Consider the following 22,887-nt stretch of genomic DNA (forward strand, 5'->3'; position numbering starts at 1 on the left):
ATCGTTGCACAACGCGGGGAGCGACACGGTAGCAATCAGCCGCTGACAGACTCCAGCTGTATTGATGTCTCGTCGGTCCATGAGGCTCAGAAGTGTCATGTGATCCATGTTTTATGCTTTGAATCATTCCGACAATAATCAAACATAAAAGATGCCCGACATCCCGGCATCAACCGTAAGGCCCATTCAAAGGAACCTAACGGTCGGTGCGTTGTGGAACGCCAGGCATCGTTTCATCTGAGTGGAACGCCGCTCACACACCGTATTCAGCGATGGCTTTCTTCTCTTCAGCCGTCGTTTCGTCGGTATAAAGCCGCTTACGCTGGATGTAGTAGCTCCAGATGAAGTATGCGAGCATGATCGGCAGCAGGCAGCACAGCACGATGGTCATGGCCTTGGAAGTGACCGGCGAAGCGGCCGCATCCTTGATCAACAGATCGGCCGTTCCATCCTTGGAGATCATCACCCTGGGGAACAGTCCATTAAAGATGAACGCAATGACGGCCGCGAGCGTGACACCCGAAGCGATGAACGCGTACCCTCCGCGCTCGTGACGAGCCGCCACATGGCCGCAAATCACTGCTGCGAGAATGATGACAGTGATCACCAACGAGGAGATGGTGCGCTTCTGGTAGAAGTCAGTGAAGAAGAATACCAGAATCACAAAGACCACGAGCGCCGGATAGGCAATCCAGTAGACCTTTGAGGAGGCGTTGAGCATGTGGTGTGAATCGGACTTGCTGAGTTTAAGGCTCAGGAAGTGCAGACCATGCACGAAGCAGAAGAACACCACCGCGACACCGCCAACGATCGACAGAAGGTTGCACACGTCGAAGAAGCCCGGCACAGCATTGCTGGCGTCGCCGATGGCCTTGCCGTTCTTGAAGGCGACGGAACCCGCACCCATCGGTATGCCCTGGATGAGGCTCGTGAGCATCATGCCAAGGAAGAATGGAGGCAAAACGCTGCCGACGAAATTCGCCCACTGCCAGATATCGCGCTCACGGTCGGTGATTGCATGATTCGAGAACTCGAACGATACACCGCGCAGAATCAGACCGACCAGAACAAGGAACAGCAGGATGTAATAGCCGGAAAACAGGCTTGCATACCACAGCGGGAATGCGGCGAACATCGCGCCACCCGCGGTAATGAGCCATACCTCGTTGCCATCCCAGTGCGGGGCGACCGCACGCATATACATGGCGCGTTCGTCACCATCACGGGCGATAAGGCGAGTCGCCATGCCGACACCGAAGTCAATTCCTTCCAGGAAGAGGAACCCCGCGAAAAGCAACGCGATCACGAAGTACCAAAGCAGTTGCAAAATACCGATTCCGTCAATCATGCCAACGCCACCTTTCTTGCCGTCGCAGTCGCCGGAGCATACTCAGGATCGTCAACCGGCTCTCCTGCAGGTGCCTGCTCCGGACCTTGGTGCAATACGCGCCGCGAGTAGAAGATCATGACTCCACCCATCACCACGAACAGGAGGAAGTACACGATGTTTGTGAACAACAGGCTCCCGACCGTGGCGTGCGGCGAAACCGCGTCGGCGATGGTCTGCAAGCCATAGACGATCCACGGGTAGCGGCCAAGCTCGGTGATCAGCCAGCCGCCGGTGGTACCAACGAACGGCAGATAGGTGCAAACGCCGAGGATCCAAAGCTTCCACGGGCTTGAGGCCAGAGTGTTCTTCGAACGACGGGTGAACCACAGCACCAGAATCGACAGCACCAGCACGGCGAAGCCGACGGCAGCCATGAAGCGGAAGCTCCAGAACAGCACGTTGGTGGGCACATAGTAGTTCGAAATCTCGGGGTGCTCGGTACCGGACTGAATCAACTTGCCTTTGGAGGCAAGGAAGTCCTGATTGATCGCGTTCATGCCCTTGACCGAGCCGTGCAGGCTGTGATACGCAAGCAACGACAGCATGCCCGGAATCTCAATGCCCTTAGCAGTCTGGGCCTGCTCGTTGATCAGGGCGATGACCTTCCAAGGAGCGGGGTCACCGGTGCTATCGTAAATGCCTTCGGTGGCGGCGAACTTCATCGGCTGATCGTGAATGATGTACAGCGTCTGGAAATCGCCCGCGATAATCACCAAAACCGCAAAAATCAAGGAGATGATGGCACCCACACGGATCGAGCGGGTGAAGAAGGCACGGTTGGAGGCATTGTCCCGGTTGCGAAGCAAGCCGAAAGCACTCATTCCCACAATCACGAACCCAGCAAGCATGAGAGCACCGGTGATGACGTGCGGAAACTCACGCCAGAGCTGCGGATTGGAGATGACTGCACCGAAGCTGGTCATCTTCGCACGACCATCCGAATCGATCTTGAAACCGACCGGATGCTGCATGAAGCTGTTGGCCGCCAGAATCCACACGGCCGAAACCGCTGAGCCGATGCATGTCAGCCAAATGAAGACGACATGGACAGCCGGCTTGAACCGATTCCAAGTGAACATCCACACACCGACGAAAGTGGACTCCATGAAGAAGGCCAACAGAGCCTCGATGGCCAGAGGCGCGCCAAAGATGTCACCCATGAACCGTGAATAGTTGGACCAGTTCATGCCGAACTGGAACTCCTGGATGATGCCGGTGACAATACCGACGGCGAAGCTCAGAAGGAAAATCTTTCCCCAGAACTGAGCCATACGACGGTAAATGTCTTTTTTCTTCACCACGTACATCGTTTCCATAACAGCCACACAGAATGCAAGGCCAATGGACAATGGCACGAAGAAGAAATGAAATACCGTCGTCATCGCGAACTGAAATCGCGACAACCCTAAGACGCTCATTACTTTTCCTCTCTATTGTAATATTCGCAACCCTGAAGGGATCACTTGCTTTCCAGCATAGTCTTGAGATTAGCCAACTTGAGCACCGCCTCATCGGCGATAAACACCTTAGCGATGGCCGCAAGAACGCCCTTGAGCTTCCAATGGCCGAACACCTCGACCATGGCGATGCCCGCGTTGGGCCCCAGCGAGCACACGGTCCCCAACGGTTTGAAAACAAATTTCCTGGTAGGTTGCCCATTGATGCTCGCCACGACATTGGCGGCCGCGGTGTCAGCCTGCGCGATGGAGATCTGCGCAGTAGTGGGATACAAACGCCCGTTGTTGGGATTGGGCACTGCGGAAACGTCCCCGATGAGGAATTCCTCGGGATGGCCTTCGATCGACAGATCGTCTTTGACGACCACGCGATTCCGCTTCTGATCATAGTCCGAATCGCCGATGATATGACTGCCCTTGACGCCGGTGGTCCAAATAATCGTATTGGCCGTATACGCGGTGTCGTTGCTCATCACGGCATTGGGTGTGACTTCCGTGATTGGCGTGTTCGTATGGAAGACGACACCACGCTTCTCAAGATATCGGACACCCCAATTGGACAGTTTCTGATCGAACATCGGCAGGATTCTAGGAGCCGCCTCGATGCAGTCGAGCCTGACCTTGTCCATAGGGAAACCGTATTCCTTGGCGAGCCTAGGCAGCCTGAAGGCAAGCTCACCCAAGTATTCGATACTGGTAAAACCGGCCCCACAGACCACCACGTGCAGATCGTTCTCATCATGGGAGGTGCGATAGCGCTTGAAAGCCGCTTCCAGATGGTCGCGAGCGGCCTCGGCGGTGTTCACGTCGACAATCGACAGACCGTTCTCCTCCGCGCCTTTGATGCCGAAGGTCTCGGACTCAAAACCGAGGCAGTTGACCAGGTAATCGTAATTGATCGGACCACCGTTTTTCAGATCGACCCGATTGGCCTTCTGGTCGATGTGCGTGACTTCGTCAATTATGACCTTGACGTTCTTGGGCACCACCTGACGCACATCGAAGGTGATGTCGGAGACCTCGCGCGTACCAGCGGCCAACTGGTGCAATTGGGTGGATTCGTAGTGGTAAGGATTCTTATTTACCAGCACGATCTCGGCATCAAGCTTGGCATGAGCCAGTTTCTTGATCGCCCGCATTCCCGCGTAGCCGCCACCGAGAACCACAATCTTTTTCATTATGCATCCCTTCTTCATTCAAGGTTCGAGAAGGAAGCGTCGAGCGCCCGACAAAACGACATCCCAAACCATTAAGAGCTTTATGGCAATTTTTGCACAAAAGCCCTACAAAAAACGATTATCAGCTCGCCTTTGAGAGCAACTTCACACGCTTATCCGAATTGAAATACATACTATCACAATTGAACTACTGACCAAATCCGTATAGCGCATTAGCCATAGAAACCCCTCTGATTACAGAAACGACGGCCCAGAGTGCCAAAAGTCGCCAACCTATCGCATTACAATGACATTAATCGTTTTACGTAAATCGTTACGAAACGTACCCGACATAAAGCAAGGCAATAATCTTGCTGTGCGCTGCAACGAATTCTCGACGTTTTCCGAACCGCGAGAACGGTAACCTTGAGTGAAACTCGACTCACCTGTCCTCCAATCGCGCAGACGACGCCCGTCTCACCAAATTCGTGTCAAACAACTCTCGACGTACACGCTCATCCCCGGCAAGCTGCTGGAGCAGCAGTTGAATAATTCTGGCTGCCTCCCGGCGCACCGGCTGCTCGACGGACGTGAGCCCAAAGGCCTCATCGAGATCGTGCCCATCGATACCGACCACGGACACCTGACGACCCGGCTCAATCGAGCGGTCACGCAACGCCTGAATCGCCCCCATCGCCATTTCGTCCGAAGAGGCAACAATCGCGGTGACATCGGGACGGCGATCAAGCAATGCATTGGCCGCGACAAAGCCGTTTTTGGCGGTCATGATATCGGCCGGCGAATCAAGGTCCAAGCCACATTCCAGACCGTGGGCAAGCAACGTCTTACGCCAACCGTTGCGCCTGCGCTGCGTGGGAGCGTTCGGACACTTGTCGTTCGTCATTCCCGACAGATGGCCTATCACCCTATGCCCAAGTCCAATCAGATGTTCACAGGCTTTCGACATGGCGTCCTCATCATCAATGCCCACATGCGTGAAACCCGGCTGGTCAACAGAGAGGAAAGCGGCGGGAACCCCCAAGGAACGCAACAGCCGGACTTCGCGATTATCGAAGAAGAGTGAAATCACCGCCACCGCATCGACTTTGCTATCCAGCACCCGCGGATCGAATCGTCTTCTGCCGCCCTCCCGATAGTCCGGCAGAGAATAGATCAAGGCATCATATCCATTGGTCCGCAGGATCTGTTCGGCGGCCTCAACCGCATTGGCGAAAAACCAACGCGAGACATCCGGCAAGACCAGACCGATCGAATGAGTCGAACCGCTTGCCAACGACATGGCGCTATGGGATGGGATATATCCCAGTTCACGGGTGATCTCAAGCACCTGTTCGCGAGTCTCCGCTCCAACTCCCGGTAACCCGTGAATGGTGCGGGACACAGTCGCCGTTGACACGCCGGCTTCGCGAGCAACATCCTCAATCCGCACTTTGCCTTCGGACATACGCCCTCCCTTGAAACCCGCCCATCCGTCTCAAACAAGACATGCGCAACAGATGGCGTTGTTCCCATCCTACTGATATCAACAACAGAAAACAACGCCGATCACTCCCGCACACCGCGAGAACCCTTGGCAAAAAACGCAAAACAGAGCGTCCACGCACCGCCCGCCCGAACGCTGTCCATACACCGCGAACGCTCGATCGACACGGAAGGTTGCAGCGACACATCCCGCTGCAGGCGAGTCTTATCCCCATAGCGGATGCACTCACAATCCGACCGATGGCGACGCAATGGCGTTTCAGACGGTGCGGACCCGACCTTCAACCGACAGCTCGACTGGATTGCCGGAGAGTCTGGAAAGGCTTACACCGTCCTGCCGCACCGTCACCTTGATCAGCGAGCCGTGCACATTCAGACGGTAGGTAAGACCGGACCACGACCGAGGCAGGCGGGGACTGATCGAGGGGGTTCGGCCGCCGGAGTCTCGCAGCCCGCCGAAACCGCCGACGATGCTCATCCACACACCACCGGCCGAAGCCAGATGGACGCCGTCGGAGGTGTTGCTGTGCAGGTTCGCCACATCGGCATACAACGACTCATAGAAATAGCGCATAGCATCCTCGTCACGCCTGACCTCAGCAGCAATAATGCACTGCGCAGCGGCGGAGAGCGAGGAGTCGCCGGTGGTCAGCGGATCGTAGAAATCGAAGTCACGGCGTTTGACCTGCGCGTCGAACTGGTCCGAAAGCAGGTACAGCGCGAGCACCGTATCGGTCTGTTTGAGCACACGCCGGCGATAAATGACCATCGGATGATAGTGCAGCAGCAGCGGGCGCTGGGTCATATGCTTGAAGTCCCAAGGCTCGCGGCGCATCACCTCGTCGTCCTGGAGATGAATGCCAAGTTCGTCATCATAGGGCAAGTTCATGATATCGGCCGTTTCACGCCATTTGGCCGGCTCATCATCATGCAACGGTCAGGCGTTCGACCGCGTCCTTACGCTCTTGAGGGGTCAGGGAATCGAGTGCGTCCGCGGCACGATTGAGATTGAATTTCGCCATGACGTTCGTGTAATAGTTATCGTCCACCAGGGCGCTGTATTCGTCCGGTCCGGTGACGGTATTGATATGGAACGCCCCATCGCCACCGACGCAGCCCAGACTTGCCCACATGCGTGCGGTCTCCACAAGAATATCTATGCCTTCGGAGGCCAGGAACTCATGGTCTCCGGTGGCTCCGACATACTGACATACCGCATAGGCGATGTCCGCATCGATATGGTACTGAGCCGTCCCGGCCTCGAAAAACGCCGAGGCCTCTTCGCCGTTGATGGTACGCCAGGGGAACAGCGCGCCGTCCATGCTCATCACCGCAGCACGCTTGCGGGCGGCCGGAAGCATGCGGTAGCGGAAGGAAAGCGCCTGCCGCGCACGTTCCGGCTGCGTATACGTCAGGAAGGGAAGAATGAAGCCTTCGGTATCCCAGAAGTAATGACCGGAATACCCGGTGCCCGAAAGACCTTTCGCCGAGATGCCGTTGGGCACGGTGGCCGTGGCCTGGGCCAGCTCGAACAGCTCCCAGCGGATTATCTGCTGGGTGCGCCCGTCATCGCCATGAGCGTCAACCTGCACATCCGCCCTGTCCCAGAAATCGTCAAGCCACTGCCGCTGCGCCGTCTCAAGCCCATCGAATCCTTGCCTCTGCGCCCATCCCAAGGTGGCGGAGCAACGCTTCACCAATTCCACGGAATCCACGACCCCATCGGACCGCGCCTCAAGGCCGGAACGAACGCCAACGGGGCTGAGCGGGAGCGAATTGTATGAGGAGTAACGCACCACGACGACATCAGAACCGTCATGCACTTCAAGGTCGCAGACCTGCCCGACCGGTCGGCCATCGGCCTGCTGGCTGAAGCCCAAGGCCATGGTCAACCCTGAATTCTTGCAATGATAAGCCCCATAGGCCTCATGGTCGTCGTTCTGCGTCAAGGCGTCCATTTCGAGCCTGGCCAGTCCTCCATCCGCGATCATGTCGGCCTTACGGGGGTCGGTGGCGCGAGAGACCACCGGCTTGTCGCCGTTGGCACGACTTTCCAGATGAACCGTCATATCACCGCCTACGGCACGGATAGTCAGCCTGGTCGCCAAAAGGTCCGCCCGGGCCAGACAGGTCATGGTCTCGACCTTCACCTCAAGATGCACGTTTTCATCAAGATCATAACGATATCGCCGCGTGAGCACCCCGGATCGGAAATCAAGCGACTGGCCGACGCAGCCCGGCGAGCGCAGTTCGACCCCATCGACCGTGAAACTGAAGTCCTGGGTATCCGGCACACCCTGAACCACCTGACCGACTTTGGCGAAACCATAGGCCTCTTCGGCGTGACGAATCGCGAACGTCTCATGGAACCCGCTGAGGAACGTGCCCGATCCAAGGCAACGCGGCCCGCCGGACTCGCCGCGCACTCCGATGGTGCCGTTGGAAAGGGAGAACAATGTGGCGCTTTCGGCGCTTGGGGCACCTTGCTCAGTGAAACCCCAAGCTTCAACGGGGTATCTGTTGGGATCAAGCGGATCGGTGTCTGCGTTGAGGCCAGCGGCAACTTCAGCGGCCTGAGGCCTGATTCCGCCCAGCAGCTCCCCCAACTGGTTGATCACGATGTCGGCCCCGGCTTCAAAAAGAGGCTGGGCACCTGCCCCGCGATCGACTCCGACAACCAGACCAAAACCGCCGGCTCGACCGGAAGCCACTCCCGAAAGGGCATCCTCGAGCACGATCGCTCGATCGTAGGGAACGCCAAGCACTCCGGCGGCATACTGATACGTGTCGGGTTCCGGTTTGCCTCTCAATCTCTGGGCGGCACGCACGTTGCCGTCGACCACCTGGTCGAAATACTTGAGGATGCCGGCGGTGAACAGTACCTCACGAGCGTTGCGCGAACTGGAAACCACCGCCAGACGCTTGCCGGCAGCGGTCAGATGCCGCAAGAGGTCAACCACATCGCCGTACGGTTCGATGCCCTGCTCATGCAGTAACTCCTCGAATTCGTCATTTTTCCGGTTGCCCAGACCACATATGGTCCTGGCGTCCGGCGAATCGGACGGCTCGCCTGCCGGCAGCTCCACCCCCCTGCTCTGCAGAAGCGACCGCACGCCGTCGTAGCGTGGCTTGCCGTCCACATACATGAAGTAATCCTCATCGCGATACGGCGGCACGTCAGCCGGCAGCACGGCATCGAACAGCCGCTTCCACGCTTTTTTGTGCAGATCGACCGTCGGTGTCAGGACCCCGTCGAGATCAAACAGCAGGGCGTCGAACCGGTCGAGGGACCAGCTGACTTTGTTAGCATCCGCCAACTTGCTCAAAGCGGAACCTTTCTCTCTATGTATCACGATGATTCCTCAGCATTCATTCGTCGGAATCACTAAATTACCGATAACCGAAATCAACCCTTTACAGCTCCGGCAAGCATACCGCGCACGAAGTAACGCTGCAGGAACAGGAACACCGCCACCGGCACGATCATGGCGATGAAGGCACCTGGTGCCAAGAGGTACCAGGCAGAACCACGCGAGCCAACCATATCGGAAAGACGCGCAGTCAGCGGAGCCGTAGCCGGCGTGTTACCGGCAAAGGCCAATGCCACCAACAAATCATTCCACACCCAAAGGAACTGGAATATCGCGAATGAAGCCACCGCAGGCACCATCAGAGGCAGCACGATCTTCAGGAAGACCTGCACATCTCCCGCGCCGTCGACCTTCGCGGCTTCCACGAGCTCCTTGGGAATATCGCACATGAAGTTATGCAACATAAAAATCGCCAATGGCAATCCAAAGATGGTGTGCGAGAGCCACAGGACCCAGAACGTGTTATTGATACCCCATTTTACATACTGTGTCAATAGCGGAATCATGGTGACCTGAACGGGCACGACCTGCAGCGCAAACACCGCGATAAACAGGATGTTCTTGCCTGGGAAGTCGCACCATGCAAACGCATAAGCGGCCAGAAGAGCCAGGGTAATCGGAATCAAGACGCCGGGAATCGTAATGACGAACGAATTAATCAGGTAGCCGCCAAGGTTGTAGCCTCCGCCAAGCACGGTTTTATAATTACCAAAACCGAAATCAGACCAGTTCTTGGGGATGAGACTCGTCCACCATCCAGAATTGGAAATCGCCACACGATTCTGCCTAAAGCTCGTGACCAGAAGGCCAACGGTCGGTATGGTCCACAGCACGGCGATAACGATGGAAAGCGCCGTGGCCCAAGGCGAGGACAACTTATTCTTGGTACGAATCAACGCCTTCTCGCGGCGTGTCAGTCTCGTTTTCTTCTCACTCATCGTACATCCTGCGACTTCCTCAGTTGGCTGATATTGAAGACGACCACCGGAATGACGATGATGAACATCAGCACCGCCAAGGCCGCCCCAAGACCCGTATTTTGATTTTGGAACGATTGCGTATAGAACTCATTTGCGATCACCGAAGTATCGTAATTACCCGCAGTCATGGTACGCACTATATCGAAGGACTTCAATCCCGCCATAGCGACGGTGGTGATGACCACCACGATGGACGGACGAATCATCGGAATGGTCAGATAGATGAACTGTTGCCACGCATTGAGCCCATCAAGGCGCGAGGCCTCGACCAAATCCTCGGGAATCCCTTTGATGGCCGTCGAAAGGACCGTCATCGCATAACCGGCTTCAATCCAAATCATCACGAAAATCAACAGGAAAGTATTCAATGGAGCATTCATAAGCCATTGAGGCGCTTGCACGGTGTGCCCGAAAAATTTTGCAATCCCCGTATATGCGGCGGAAAGCAAGCCCACACGCTGGTCGTAGACGAACTTCCATATAATCGAAGCGCCAACCATAGAGATGGCCATAGGCAGAAAAATCAGCGTCTTGGCCAGCTTCTCATAACGGGTGCGATCGACCACAACGGCATATACTAGGCCGACAAGGGTAGCCACCAATGGTACCAGAATCGTCCAAAGCACAGTGTTGAGCAGCACTCTCAGGAAGTCAGGACTAGTGAAAATCTGAATGTAGTTGGCCCATCCGACCCCCTGGGTTCCATCACGTCCATAGAAGGAATTTTTGAACGTGACTACCGTGGGGTAGATCAGACCGAAACAAATTAAAAGAACTGCCGGGAACAAAAAGAGCAGTGCCACACCCCATGAGGGCATACGCTTAGGCAGGTTGGTAATAAAAAGCACCAAAGCTACGACTGCAACGAACAGCAAGATTGCCACGGCCATCGCCAGCATTTTCTCGACACCCGTTTCAGGGTGCAGCAATATATTCATGACACCGCCTCCATGCGGTCGGTTTTATAAAACAACATTTACACGCGAAGGTTCGGCATTTAGAGTGTCAAGATACCGAACCATCGCATCATTTACCATTTGAGCCCATGCTACAAAAATTTACTTGTCCTTAGGCCACGAAGCCTCAATCGCGTCGAGCGTTTCCTTCTCTGACTTGTTTTGGGCAAAGTATTCGGTCATCTTCTTCCAGAAGCTACCGGACCCAACTTCGGACGGCATGAGATCAGAGGCATCGAAACGGAACTCGGTCTTCGGGTTTGTCAGAGCCTCGTACGAGAGCTTATCGATCTTGGACCCCAGAAGTGACTCGTCCATGGCCTTGTTCGGATAGACCCAGCCGCCAAGCTGCTTGGCGCGTTCATTCGCCCACTGGGGCGTCGAAAGATAGGTCAGGAAGGCCTTGACCTCAGGCCGATCGGAAAATGCGAATGCGAAATCGCCGCCTCCAAGCATTGGAGCGCTGCCCTTCTCCTTGCCTGGCATCTGGAACACCCATGCATCTCCATCCGGATCAATCTTGATGTTCGCATCCGCGCTCTTGAAGTTGGTTTGATAGAACGGCGCCATGTGCATCATGTAGCCGGTCCCCTCAATCAGAGGATTGCCTGCATCCTGCCATGCCGTGGAGGCGATCGACTGCGAGTCGCCGAAACCACCGTTGACATAGTCGTTGTTCTTGAGGATCTTGCCTATCTCCTTGAACGAGGAAAGGATCTTCGGATCGTTGAACGGAATCTCATGTGATACCCACTTGTTGTAGGTGTCTGCATCCGTGAAGCGAATGACCGCATCCTCAAGCCAATCAGTGGCAGGCCAACCCGTGTCAGAACCACCTTCGATGCCCACGGACCAGGGCTTGACGTTCCCGCCCTTATTGTCTTTAGCGATCTTCTTGGTCAGATCCATCATCTCATCCCAAGTCTGAGGAACCGTATAGCCTTTTTCCTTGAATTTCTTAGGTGAATACCAGATGAACGACTTCGACGAAGCATCCATGGCGACTCCATAGAGTTTGCCGTCGACTGAGCCATATTCCTTCCAGTCCTTGGAATAGTACTTCTCCACGTTCTTGACGACCGAATCGGGCGCAGGCTTGGCCTTACCAGTCTTAACCATACTCCTAAGCAGGCCCGGCTGGGGAACCACCGCAACATCGGGAGCCGATCCGGATTTCACGCGCACAGGCAACTGCACGGCCAAATCACGCGAACCCTCGAATTTCACATTGGCGCCAGTGCACTGACGGAAAGCGTCAAACGACTTATCGGTCGCGCTACCCTCCTCATCAATCCAGCTGGCATACATGGTGACGGTTTTGCCTTTAAGGTCACCATACTGCTTGTAATCGCCGCATTTCGCACTATTTTTTGCACTGTCGTTCGGCGCCGAGGAATTAGACGAACCCCCGCATGCGCCCATCCCGACGAGTGTTGCGGCACTTATGACAACCGCCAAGACCTTGTTGGTGTTGTGAACACTCACTTCTCTACCTCCTTGTTGACAAGATGCGACTGCGCACCCTCTTATTGCAATTTTTATAGTAAGCGCTTACGTAGGAAAACGCAAACGCTTACACGCTTCTTTGTTATGCCCGTAGTGATTCCATTGCTTGAATACCGAGGCACAATCCCATTCAAATATTTCTCAGAAGAGACAGATCACTTCCCATCAGCAACGATGTCGACAACACGAATCAGAATCAAGAGCAGACATTGAAATGCTCACTTGCCGACCCTCTCCTTGCCTGAGTTGAAGTACTCCAGCGATCCAATCGGACCATCCAAGGTGAATTTGCCATTTTTATAGGTTAGCTTGGTGATGGCATCATTACCGATGGCCGCACCGGTGTACTCCGGGAACTTCTGAGCATAGAGGAAGAAATTGATAGCGGAACCTGAGCTGATTATCAGGACGTTTCCGCCACCCCGCTTCTCCTGCTGCTGCGCGATTAAAGTCATGACCTTTGTCATTCTGTCCTCAACCGCCTGAGCACTTTCAGCCCGGAACTGCTCAGGCAAATCAGTGCCCAGCTTGTTCGCTTTATCTAGCTCGTAATATCCGTTCTGCTGTACAACTGCCGCATCCCTACCATTTTTTGCAACTAAGTCAGCGTGGTCTTTATAACCGTAGTACCGTGAAATGTCAACATCATTCTGTGCAGCGTCGAGACGACCTTCGAAACTGCCAAAGTTGCATTCCCTCAAACGCCAATCCTGTGTCAACTTTACCGAAGAATTCCCAGAATACTTCAACGCACCTTGAGCCGTCTTAACCTGCCGAGTCAAATCGCCGGAATAGGCAGCGGCAAACTTCGTCCCTTTCAGTCCAAACCCCAAATATTTTGCACCGTCTACTCCTTCTTGCGTCAGAGTGAAATCACTCCAGCCCTGCGAACGATGCATCACGTTGGAAGTCGTCTGGCCATGCCTGCCCAAATATACGGTCACCGGCTTGGGAGTTTTACTCGTACTAGAACCGGAAGTCCCAGTTTTAGTTCCGTTTGCGCTCTGAGAACCGTTGGCCCCGCAAGCTGACGCCCCCATCAAAATCGATAAACCCACCACGATGGCAAAAAACTTCCGCGCTGAATGCCTACTACTCACTTTTTCTCCTTTTGTATGTTCAAGACGCAACCTCACGCCTGATTTTTAGCAGTGTGCTACATTGCACAGCTCTAATAGTAAGCGCTTACGCACCAAAAAACAAGCGCTTACTTCACAAAAATATAAAATGTTTATAATTTTTTAAAATACTCGATATGGAAGAGCAACTATCCCGATCCTTCTATGAGGGAAGTGGCAGATAGTAGCCGACAAAAGGACCGAAGGCTCTTGGCAGAAACGGCGCTGAGATTGCCGGTACCACCATTATGGCGCGGACTGACAAACCGTTATGAATTGACCTGCAGGAGTTCACATGTTGGACAATGGAGAGATGCGCCATCCTGGCAGAGTGATTGTATTCGGCGATTCATACAGCGCAGGGGCAGTTGATTTGCGCGGCAATACCGACGGACCGACATTGCAGATTGAAAAGCACTAGTGGTATTATGTGGCTTTCGCTCTGAGATATGACGACGTCAGATGCTTCGCAAGCAATGGCGCAGGCTTCTGTGGAGTCGGAGAGCATAACACCTTCGCCGATCAGCTCGACAAAGCCGGTGCCGATGACCAAGCAAGGCTCGGACTGTTGGCAGGCGGTGAAACGACGGACATCCCGGAGGCAGTCTCTGAGACGTGTACAGCCTGTTCACACAGTGGCTCGTCCGCGCCACTGCCCTGTATCCCTCCGCAAGATTCCTGATAATCCCATTCCTTTGGAACGACGGCATGTGACGCATGAACCAAAACCCAACGAAACAACTATTCTGTCATGCTCGACGTGGCACGCCGATTCTCGCTGCCTCAACGCCTTATTCCCATAGAGGACGCCTGGATATGGGGATGGGGAAACACAGACCGCTACGGGGTTTATCTTCACCCGAACGATCAGGGGCGCAGGATGATTGCTTGGCATGTCACATCCACACTTTCCAGTCAGAACGGCAGCATGAGTCGGCAGTGGGTCAATACCATCAACAACGCCAACTTCACCAGCCAGACACGCTTCCTGTTCTCCAATGAGCCCATAGAATGGAATGCACAAGCCGCGGCTCAGCAATCCATCGACATTCCCACACACCATTCCGTATGTCTGTGCAAGAGCGCAGCCTTTGAACAGGCCGACTTACCGGATGCACAGACGGTCGCTCACTGTGGGACACACCGGGAAGGCGATCTGGTGACCCATATCGAACAGCAGGTAAACATCTCTGACGATTTCAATCTGAATCCGAAAAAGAAACCTGCACGAATTTCACTCTCTAATACAACCGACAACCCGTTGACAATCCGACGTGGTGAACGAATCTCCCTTACCACGGGCTTGATGCCATTCACGACCATTCGCAACGGTTTGTAAACACGGCGATCCTGCCCGGTGGTGGGGACGGCCTTCAGCCAGCGCGCCCGCGTTCGACCCACGCGTGCAGAAGGACCTTCGTGGACACTTCACCGATGACGGCAGCCTATTCCCGATGGCCAAACCCGCCGCGGGCGCGTTTCAGCTCGTGACCAACCGTCCATGACGAGCGGACTTTCAGCTCTACATCGTTATCCCCAACGCTCCCTACACTGGTAGGAGCGAACGAAGACGACGCGTGGAGGGATTTCATTGGAAGAGACAAATGACGAATTGAGTAAGCGTTCCGAAAACCACTCCATAAAAGCAGAACGGCATAATGCCAACCTCCGAGTTTCAAGAAGTTTTGGAACCGACAGCACAAGGGAAGCACATTGTTCCGACCCGCAAAACGGGAACCGATAGGTCCATGGACAAGGAGACAACACCCAATGAGCAAGCGCGATGATGATGTGTACAGCATGCGCGACTGCCTGCAGGACGCCACGGAGGAAGGCGAGCGCCTCCTGTCATCCATCGACAGCCACGAAAACAGCTATCGCCAGAGTCTGCAGTCAATGCTCCAACGCGCACGCCATACCTCCATCGACGATCGGATTCAATTCAATTGTCTGTGGATGAACGAATCCGATCAGGCCGCACTGACGGCAATAGCCAAAGGACAAAACGCACCGGTACCCGATCAAAGACTGGTCGGCGTAGCCGAATATCTATCGAAGACCGCAAAGCCCATCCTCGAACGAATCTCCGGTTCAACGAAGATACAACGCCTTTTCAATTCCAATAAACGCCGAGAGTACCAGACAGACGTCCAATCGCTCAGTCAGATATATCAGAGCGACGATTGGCGGCGTATCAGACAGGAGCTCGCCGATCGCACCCTTTCGGTAGAGTCCTACTACCTCAACCTAGCCGACACAGACGTAAACGACCGAGCCCTATCCATCATCTCCTCAACGCTCAAAGCCACACAGGCACCATTGATCCTTACCATGCAGCAGCTGAGCAAAATACGGCGAGCCTGTTCCACCTATGCCTCCATCGACAGGAACATAGAAGAATGCCGAGACTCCATCCAAACATGCGCCGAACAGGTACGAAAAGGCGAGGCACGAATCGTGATGCGGAAGACTGCGGTACAGGAGCTGGACAGCGTCAGTACCGGTAAGATACGAACCGCGCCATTGACGCAGGCCGGCATCGATACCGTCGACCAAGTGCTCAGAGAAGCCAACGACCTGGAATCACTGCCCGGAATCGGACAGGTATTCGCCCAGAGAATCATAGCGGCCTCGACCAATCTCTATAACGCCGCCATAGAATCCAGCAAAATCAACCTATCAACCGACAATCACGATCCGTCCATGACACGACTGATATCAAGCCTTGTCACATACGATTCCCTCACGCATATCACAAAACCAGACGAACTTGCCCAAGGCGTTGATTTTCTGCGCTCCCTGCTGAGTTCGATTCCGGAAAACGCAACAGGCATCATCTTCCCCCAAGACGAAGCCAGTCTTTCTTTCATCGGAACCGCACTTACGGCAACGACGGAATGGTTCGACACCCTGCCATCAGACACCAACGAAACCGACCCCATCGCCCGATTCAAATCCAATCCGGCCAAGTACGCAACCATACTCGACAATTTAGGACTCTTGCCAAACAAGCAAACCTCATCCACCGGAGACTTGGATGACGACCTGGTCGGCAAAATCGAAACGACTCGTCTTGACACCAGTGAGCTACACGACATTTCCCTGAGAGGCTATCAATCATTCGCCGCCAAATTCGCTCTCTCCCAACACAAAGTCATCATCGGAGATGAGATGGGACTGGGTAAAACCATAGAGGCGCTCGCGGTATGCGCCCATCTGAGCGCGACTAAGCCCGGCATGCATCATTTCATGGTCATCTGCCCGGCTTCGGTAATCGAGAACTGGACACGCGAAGCCAAGACGCACACGGTACTCACAGTCCACAAGGCCTATGGCAGCAACAAACTCGGGGAAATGCACAATTGGGAAAAGCAGGGTGGAATCTGCATAACAACCTATACGACCCTGACTGGTCTCTCAAGCAAAATCGCCCCTGAAACAACCATCGACTGCCTCATCATCGACGAGGCGCACTACATCAAAAACCCTTACGCGCAACGCACAGCGCATTGCAGGAAGCTTATCGGGAACGCTCAATATACAATGCTCATGACCGGGACCCCACTGGAGAACAACGTTGAGGAAATCTCCAACCTCGCCCAGTACATCAATCCAGACATTCGGGCCAAACTGGGCGCCGCGAACACGCCCGTCGAGTTTCGCAAGACCATAGCCCCGATTTACCTGCGCCGTAATCAGGAAGACGTACTCACCGAATTACCGAAAAGGATCGACATCGACGATTGGCTTGGGTTCACCGCCAGCGACAGCGAAACCTACCTGGCGGCACTCGACGCGAACAACTTCACCGGCATGAGAACGGCGGGAATCGCCAATGCGGAAAAATCATCAAAAACGAAGAAAATCATTGAAATACTGAATCAGGCCATAGAGAATAACAGGAAGACGATCATCTTCTCATATTTCCATGTTTCCCTGCGTAACCTACAGCAAGTCCTGTTTACCAACAACATCAAAACCTTCGGGCCGATCATCGGGAGCGTAACCGCCGAGGAGCGACAACGAATAATCGACGAATATTCAGAATATCCCTATCCTGCTGTGTTACTCTCTCAGATTGCGGCAGGTGGTGTCGGGTTGAATATCCAAGCCGCTTCGGTGATCATCATCTGCGAACCACAACTGAAGCCATCAACCGAGGAACAAGCCATAGCTCGGGCCTATCGCATGGGACAGATCAACCCCGTAACCATCCACCATCTCCTGAACACCAATGAGACGGACCGCCGCATTCATGAGCTGCTCGACTGGAAACAACGCACGTTCGACCAGTATGCGCGCGAATCAGAACTTGCGCAGAGTTCATCACAAGCCGTTGATATCTCCGAGCCGCAACTGGCCAAGGAAATCATCGAAAAAGAGAGGCAACGCCTTTCACAAACCGGGCAGCGTTCATCATACGACATTCCCGAAGAGGACTTTCCGCTCGATCCGCCACCCGCCGCCACGCCATCACTCCAGGGCCCAACGGATGAAACCATGCAACCCCTCGATCACTATCCCGATGATTATCCTTCGCTCCCAACCGTACAGCTGAACGACACAACCGTTAACCCCTCATACGTTTCGCCCGCTTACAACGCATACAAGCAAAGCGGCAAACCGATGGATGTACCCGAACCGGTCACGCCGATTGTGGACGAATACTTTTACCGCACGAACATCATGGCTGCGATGGGCATGACGGAAGAGAAACTCAACAGTCTTTCTCATGACTATAAGGAAACCGCCCCGGCCCTCATTGCGGCCCAACCCGACAATCCCTACGACAAAGACGCCATAGGCGTCTGGATCGGAGGACAGCTCGTCGGACACATCGCACGCGACCAAACCTTCCGATGGAAGCGATTGCTCGACACCAACCACGCCATGGAAGCCACAGCAACCGTCATATACAGTCCCTACTCAGACGAGTTCAACATCACCGTGGATATAAGACGGAATCAGTCTTATATCCGGTTGCTCAGCCAGCACTGACCCGGCGAATCCGCTGACGGACCCCAACGGCCCCATCCTTACCTCGTTCGTGCACAACCGACGATGAATCGGACACATCAGGCGCAAATGACATTCGCGACCGTCCGACACATCGCGGTTCCGAAAAGACAACCTCGTGGCGCAGCGCACAAGACCGCAATTACCAAGACCGCAATTACGAGGAGCTCCGCCCGTTGTGAAGATGCCGAATTTTCTTCAAAAAAAAAACAATCGCGTTCAAAGTCTTGTATCGCCATCAGCGGACCCTGAGACAGACGCGGGATGCCTCCAGGCAAACATACGAACCAAACTGGAAAGGGCACCGCACTATCTGCACCAAGTCCAGAATAATCACGGTGTTGTTGCCCAACAATCTCGGGTACCCACATCTTGCAGAGTCGCGATATTTGGAACCATGAATGACGACCGGATCGACATATCGACCTTGCCGTCGATATGGATGAGGATACGGCGATTCCGGACTTTGCCGAACGCGGGAGCGCGGCATAGGACAAAGATCCCACAACACATTGCCGGAAAACGTCCAAGAAGCTATTCACAATATAGCGTTACAGATGGGGTTTGCGGGAACATTCGGTATACAGGAGCAGGAAAAAGATGGGGTTCCACGGAAACAAGACATGCCCATCCCGCTACAAGCCGTTTCCGGACAAGAAAACCGGGGGTGGACATACATCCACCGCCCGGGTCCCATGCCGAAAAAGACAAACACGACAATGCCGTGAAAACGAGCAACTAGAGGAACAGCAGCATTCACGCATGTTCATTGAACCATGCACGCCAACGCTGCACAGGAACGTAACCGACAACCATGGGAACGCCGTGCGGGTTCCGGCTTGGCCAGCAACGTGACGCCCTGATGACCGTCCACATCTGCCGGACCCGCCAATGTGATTAGGCAGGTATCCTTCGCCTTCTGCATCCTAGCGGGTGTGTGATATTACCAAGGTAATTCCTTGCCCACCGTTTATATTGGCCAACGCGGAAAATGTGACCGACAACCCCGGTTTGCGATCGATTTTCGTCTGTCCAAGCACTAGATCCATGCTCGTTTTAGCCGATGCCGTGAGTTTGATTGATGCTCTGTATTGACCATCGGTCTGCCCGAGCCTCAGCGGCGGATAGACGATCGTCCCGTCATCCAGCCGCTTACCTAAGCCGAGTATGAGGTCGACCCTCTTGCTGTCGGTTCGTTTCCCTGAACGCCACCAATGCCACTGACACCAGACGCGCCAGAGAAGTGACCATCCCACCTAGCGTCCTGCCGGATAAAACGCTGTTTTACATCCTTGATTCCAACCGACAGAGAATATTTGTCACCGTCCGTATTGAACTTCCAAGGTACCGCAACAACGGTATCACCAATTTGTGTGGTAGCGCGCAGCCTCACGGTCCTGACCATACCCTTGTCAAGTCGCTCCTGCGGAATGCCGGTCTTCCCGGTAATGAGGCGACCTTCCCGGTAAGGCTCAACCAGAACCCGGACGGTTTGTGCGCCCCGTATTTACCGAGTTGGACACGAGGGTGATGGCCATGGAATTGGGCGTCGTTGACGCGGTCCGACCGACCTTCAGGTCCATGCTATGGACACGTCTAGAGTTCTTGTTGAAGACGAACAGCCCGGCATGCCAGCCGTCGAACCTGTGGATCAGCCACCCCGCACCGACACTAAGTTCGCCCACACGGATTTGCCCACCGATTTGTGCGTCCTCAACCACACCTTGTCGAGTAGCCCCCGGGGATGTCGACCTGCTGTTTCTCGGCCTCGTAGGCGGATACCTTGCCTTCGAGCTCCCTGACATGGGCCTCGGCCTTCTGTGCTTCGGTCATCCGGCTGGCCTTGAGCTGTTCCAGTTCGTCGGCGGCCTTGTTGTCCTTGGCGCGCTTCTCCCAGTCACGGGAATGCTTCACAGCCTCGTTGTACTTGGCCTCCCAGTCGGTCGGTTCACCGCTTCCGGCAGGGTCCTTTTCGGGGTTGGCGGAGGCGGAGCCGCCTTCGCCGCCGGAGTCGATGGTGCGGATATGCTTGCAGAGCGGGATGCCATGCATGGTTGTCTCCTTGATTGTTGGTTGGGGCCCGTTTCGGACATAAAAAACCACCCGTGCGGGTGGTTGTCAAAATCTTTCGGTTGGCGCTAGGCGGCGATTTCTTGTTGCTGCCGCATCAGATGACGGTATAGTTCCTTATTTTCATCATCCAGTAGGGCAAAGGCGTCGAGCAGGACGTTGTATGGGATGTCATGTGCTGTCTGATCGGTGAGGGTGTCAAAATACCAGCCCAAAGCCTCCATCGGTTCACCGGCCATAAGTGCGTCATCGCATGCCTGCATATCTTCGCCGTCGAGAAGAGGGTTCAGGTATGGGCGCAGTGCCAGCACGGCCTTCGTTATTTGTTGATCTTCGGCCATATCTCCTCCCTCTGTTGCTCCGTGATGGGATGTGCTGTATTAATCATATACCGTCCATGGGTCGACCACGGTCTCCTTGACGGCCCACTTGATTTTTTCGTCGCTCCAATCGTCAGGAAATCGCGTCTTGCCCGGTACCGTCGAACTTGGGGCATGATTGCCTAACACGTGATCCCAGACGGATTGGCGGGGAAACACAACCTCATCAAAGGGCCACGGATTCGTCAACGGATAGAAGCCGTCCTTGATTTCCTCCGGATACAACTGCCTCATCCGGCGAAGAATGCCGCGATAATCGGATTCTCCGGATGCGCTTTCGGCTGTCTGGTACATCTCGGCGAACTTATCGGGATCGTAGCCTTTAAGCGTCTGCTTGCCCCAGCTGGGCACGATGTCGCAGTCGCATTTGTCGTGATACTGCATCTGCCTGCCGGCCGTATCCCCGGACAGGTAGGCGAAGCCACGGGAGGCGAGCATCACGCAGAACGCGCAGGTCCTCGACCCGCGCGGCACCCTCGCCCAACGCGGTTCGGTCGGGTCGATGCGGATGTTGCGCTACGTGGTAAGCCGTGCCGATGCGGCGATCATGTCGGCGACGAACTGCTGCGCGTCGTCCACATTGGACATCGAGGGCCACAGGTCGTCGATGCTCGAGCCGGCGTGCAAACGGCCCTCCTTGACCTGACCGTAGGTAAGGCCGTTGTAATCCGTACCGTTGAACCCGCCCTGCACCTGCCACACGGCGCGGGCAGGGTCGATGGTGATGAAGCTGCACGAGTGCTTGTATGCGCCGACGATGGCCTCGCCGGCGTTCGCGTCGAGCTCGTTGTCCTCGAACATGTTCTCGATGCCGTGGTCGTCGTGCCCGCTTGGCATGCTGAACCCTTGGAAATCGCTCAGGTCGGACAATGGGAGCACCGCAAATTCCGGTCAGCCGATCATCGCCCGCACTTTGTTCTTGATCTGGTCAGGGATGCCGATGTCGAAGTCGCTGAACCGTTCCTTGGCGTCGTAGTAGGCGCTGCGGATGAGGTTGCGCGGATACGTGTTGCGCAAGACCCCGAGCAGTTCGCGGATGGTGGGCATGTCCTCGTCATCGACTCCGAACTGCCAATATTCCGGGTGATGGCGTTCGCCACCACCGCATTCAAGGCGTACTGCTTGCCGTCAGTGAGATGAGTCAACTGGACAGCCGCCAACATGTGCTGATCCAATCGACGCTCCCCGTGAAGGGAGCGACGCGCAAACAGACCAACGAGGTGTCYAACCCGCTATTTCAATCCACGCTCCCTGTGAAGGGAGCGACCAGCCATGCAAAGTAGCCTCGTATTCCTGCCCTATTTCAATCCACGCTCCCTGTGAAGGGAGCGACACGATGTCCCCGCCGACGATTTGCGTCATGTCTAATTTCAATCCACGCTCCCTGTGAAGGGAGCGACAGACCGTCAAGGGCGACCCGCAGCCGGCGGATCTATTTCAATCCACGCTCCCTGTGAAGGGAGCGACCTCCTGGATCGTCGACGAGGTGTCGGCCGATCAATTTCAATCCACGCTCCCTGTGAAGGGAGCGACTCGTCCTCATGTGGTTGCTTATGCCGTCTCGGGTATTTCAATCCACGCTCCCTGTGAAGGGAGCGACGGCTTCAGCTATTTCGCTGATAAGTCCCTTTTCATTTCAATCCACGCTCCCTGTGAAGGGAGCGACAAGCGCTAGCCGCCGACATCTCACTAGCCATTGTTATTTCAATCCACGCTCCCTGTGAAGGGAGCGACGGTTCGAGCTGCGGCGTTTTTCTTTATCCGGTAATTTCAATCCACGCTCCCTGTGAAGGGAGCGACACAAAGTATGTGTCGCCGCCTGCTGCCTAAGTTATTTCAATCCACGCTCCCTGTGAAGGGAGCGACAACCCTCGATGATCCTGCCGCCCGCGTTCCATAATTTCAATCCACGCTCCCTGTGAAGGGAGCGACTCAAGAGGTTTTTAATGATTATGAGGGGTTTGTATTTCAATCCACGCTCCC

Annotated in this window: 18 protein-coding genes and 1 CRISPR repeat array; of the genes, 3 read left to right on the forward strand and 15 right to left on the reverse strand. The window is 54.9% G+C overall.

Features of this window, described 5'->3' with window-relative positions; all coding sequences use genetic code 11:
• Positions 1-253: 253 nt before the first annotated feature.
• From cydB to BBOH_RS02315, 10 genes are all read right to left on the reverse strand, one after another.
• Positions 254-1,348, reverse strand: a complete 1,095-nt coding sequence (cydB, locus tag BBOH_RS02275) for a cytochrome d ubiquinol oxidase subunit II (protein ID WP_044098032.1) — start codon at positions 1,346-1,348, stop codon at positions 254-256.
• A complete protein-coding gene (locus BBOH_RS02280) occupies positions 1,345-2,808 on the reverse strand; it encodes a cytochrome ubiquinol oxidase subunit I (protein ID WP_033520531.1) in 1,464 nt (487 codons plus the stop codon). The genes cydB and BBOH_RS02280 overlap by 4 nt, the downstream gene beginning before the upstream one ends.
• A 41-nt stretch (positions 2,809-2,849) precedes the next feature.
• Positions 2,850-4,025: an NAD(P)/FAD-dependent oxidoreductase gene (locus BBOH_RS02285; protein ID WP_033520532.1), complete on the reverse strand. Its 1,176-nt coding sequence runs from the start codon at positions 4,023-4,025 to the stop codon at positions 2,850-2,852.
• A 421-nt stretch (positions 4,026-4,446) separates the two neighbouring features.
• The gene (locus tag BBOH_RS02290; RefSeq protein ID WP_033520533.1) at positions 4,447-5,469 is read right to left on the reverse strand and encodes a LacI family DNA-binding transcriptional regulator; all 1,023 of its coding nucleotides are present in this window, start codon (positions 5,467-5,469) and stop codon (positions 4,447-4,449) included.
• Between the two features lie 297 nt (positions 5,470-5,766).
• Positions 5,767-6,396 (reverse strand): glycosyl hydrolase family 65 domain-containing protein, encoded by a 630-nt coding sequence (locus BBOH_RS09380; RefSeq protein WP_156097518.1) that lies wholly within the window; start codon positions 6,394-6,396, stop codon positions 5,767-5,769.
• A gap of 37 nt (positions 6,397-6,433) precedes the next feature.
• Positions 6,434-8,860, reverse strand: coding sequence for an HAD-IA family hydrolase (locus tag BBOH_RS02295; protein ID WP_052362746.1), 2,427 nt, complete (start codon positions 8,858-8,860; stop codon positions 6,434-6,436).
• 53 nt (positions 8,861-8,913) lie between these two features.
• Positions 8,914-9,816, reverse strand: a complete 903-nt coding sequence (locus tag BBOH_RS02300; protein ID WP_033520534.1) for a carbohydrate ABC transporter permease — start codon at positions 9,814-9,816, stop codon at positions 8,914-8,916.
• The gene (locus BBOH_RS02305) at positions 9,813-10,757 is read right to left on the reverse strand and encodes a carbohydrate ABC transporter permease (RefSeq protein WP_202805392.1); all 945 of its coding nucleotides are present in this window, start codon (positions 10,755-10,757) and stop codon (positions 9,813-9,815) included. The genes BBOH_RS02300 and BBOH_RS02305 overlap by 4 nt, the downstream gene beginning before the upstream one ends.
• A gap of 159 nt (positions 10,758-10,916) precedes the next feature.
• Positions 10,917-12,299 (reverse strand): ABC transporter substrate-binding protein, encoded by a 1,383-nt coding sequence (locus BBOH_RS02310; RefSeq protein ID WP_033520536.1) that lies wholly within the window; start codon positions 12,297-12,299, stop codon positions 10,917-10,919.
• A 239-nt stretch (positions 12,300-12,538) separates the two neighbouring features.
• A complete protein-coding gene (locus BBOH_RS02315; RefSeq protein WP_052118122.1) occupies positions 12,539-13,420 on the reverse strand; it encodes a histidine phosphatase family protein in 882 nt (293 codons plus the stop codon).
• 313 nt (positions 13,421-13,733) lie between these two features.
• Here BBOH_RS02315 and BBOH_RS09385 point away from each other — a divergent pair, with 313 nt between their 5' ends.
• From BBOH_RS09385 to BBOH_RS08200, 3 genes are all read left to right on the forward strand, one after another.
• Complete coding sequence (locus tag BBOH_RS09385) at positions 13,734-13,859, forward strand: hypothetical protein (protein WP_272945333.1); 126 nt, start codon at positions 13,734-13,736, stop codon at positions 13,857-13,859.
• 330 nt (positions 13,860-14,189) lie between these two features.
• Complete coding sequence (locus tag BBOH_RS02320; RefSeq protein WP_033520537.1) at positions 14,190-14,777, forward strand: hypothetical protein; 588 nt, start codon at positions 14,190-14,192, stop codon at positions 14,775-14,777.
• A gap of 431 nt (positions 14,778-15,208) precedes the next feature.
• Complete coding sequence (locus BBOH_RS08200; RefSeq protein ID WP_052118123.1) at positions 15,209-18,436, forward strand: SNF2-related protein; 3,228 nt, start codon at positions 15,209-15,211, stop codon at positions 18,434-18,436.
• Positions 18,437-20,167: 1,731 nt separating this feature from the next.
• Here BBOH_RS08200 and BBOH_RS02340 read toward each other — a convergent pair.
• From BBOH_RS02340 to BBOH_RS08720, 5 genes are all read right to left on the reverse strand, one after another.
• Entirely contained in the window at positions 20,168-20,506 is a 339-nt protein-coding gene (locus BBOH_RS02340; RefSeq protein ID WP_052118124.1) for a hypothetical protein, read from the reverse strand.
• 86 nt (positions 20,507-20,592) lie between these two features.
• Entirely contained in the window at positions 20,593-20,865 is a 273-nt protein-coding gene (locus tag BBOH_RS02345; protein ID WP_033520542.1) for a hypothetical protein, read from the reverse strand.
• A 39-nt stretch (positions 20,866-20,904) separates the two neighbouring features.
• Positions 20,905-21,414 (reverse strand): VG15 protein, encoded by a 510-nt coding sequence (locus BBOH_RS09010; protein ID WP_474840008.1) that lies wholly within the window; start codon positions 21,412-21,414, stop codon positions 20,905-20,907.
• A gap of 6 nt (positions 21,415-21,420) precedes the next feature.
• Complete coding sequence (locus BBOH_RS09015; RefSeq protein WP_052118126.1) at positions 21,421-21,741, reverse strand: hypothetical protein; 321 nt, start codon at positions 21,739-21,741, stop codon at positions 21,421-21,423.
• Between the two features lie 54 nt (positions 21,742-21,795).
• Entirely contained in the window at positions 21,796-21,951 is a 156-nt protein-coding gene (locus BBOH_RS08720) for a hypothetical protein (RefSeq protein ID WP_156097519.1), read from the reverse strand.
• Between the two features lie 121 nt (positions 21,952-22,072).
• Positions 22,073-22,836: direct repeats of the CRISPR family, unit length 33 nt; unit sequence ATTTCAATCCACGCTCCCTGTGAAGGGAGCGAC.
• The last annotated feature ends 51 nt before the right edge of the window (positions 22,837-22,887 follow it).

It is taken from the genome of Bifidobacterium bohemicum DSM 22767 (assembly GCF_000741525.1).
Taxonomy (GTDB): Bacteria; Actinomycetota; Actinomycetes; order Actinomycetales; family Bifidobacteriaceae; genus Bifidobacterium; species Bifidobacterium bohemicum.